Annotated in this window: 1 protein-coding gene; it reads left to right on the top strand. The window is 36.3% G+C overall.

The genetic code is table 11. The features are described 5' to 3' along the window. A partial coding sequence (locus ACT3XD_RS19630; protein ID WP_444280703.1) for a hypothetical protein occupies positions 1-779 on the top strand: 779 nt, incomplete at its 5' end. Positions 780-928 lie beyond the last annotated feature (149 nt).

The raw sequence follows: 928 nt of genomic DNA, 5'->3' as shown, positions 1-928 counted from the left end.
CTAGCTCTATTATTCAGTTGGCACAAGATTGGTCTGTAGGTGAGGCTCAAGGAAAAATTCGTGGTCAACAACTTACAGAGTTGATTAAAGAGTGGACTGAGTCTGATTCTGTTCCAGACAGTTTATATGTAGAAATCAACAGCAAAAACTCAATTACAGGTGTTATTCACGCTGTTCCTGAGCAAATTGTAATGGCGATTACTGACTACTATGCGCACTATGCGCAAGTAATCAAGCCAGAAGCCGTTCGCAACTATCGTAGAGCTGCCAAGCTAGGCTTACGGAAATATATTTATGACCGACTTGATTATAGTGAACAAGATCTAGTTGCGGAAAGTTGGAAGCTGTTCCAAGAGCGTGTATTAAACAATGAATGTCCTAAAGGTTACTTTACGATGTTTGATGAAGCTACAACTATTATTGCTTCTCTAATCCGTAACAATATCACTGTTGACGATTCAGTCATGCCAGACGGTAGTTTAGGCATACATTGGGCTAAGTACTGGAAAATAAAAAATTTGGAAAGAGTCCATGGAAAACGAATTAAGATTTTTCATAAATACCCCGAATCTTACCGACAGCTGGATCCTGAAATTAATGCTTATCCAATTGAAGCTTTATCTGAGTTTAGAGGATGGTTTCAAGAGATATATATTCCAGAAAAATACCCAGCTTATATTAAAAGAAAAATAAAAGATGGGACTGTTGCACTAGAATCGGTACCTTTACTTTTGTCTTCTGTTATGCCGCCTGAAGTCTCAAAACGTTTATCGAACTAAAAGCTTTATAGCAAAAGCTTTAAAATAATTCTTAACACTTGGTATTTTTAATTCAAGGTTGAGTTTTGGTTAAAGCGTAATATTCGGTTATGTATTAACATACATAGCTAACCCCTCTATACGGCGTTAATTAATTTAGAGTTACTTAA

The organism is Halomonas sp. AOP7-B1-5 (assembly GCF_052353045.1).
Classification (GTDB): Bacteria; Pseudomonadota; Gammaproteobacteria; order Pseudomonadales; family Halomonadaceae; genus Vreelandella; species Vreelandella colorata.
Note: the sequence above shows the minus strand (reverse complement) of the source record. Positions and strands in the feature narration are given on the sequence as shown.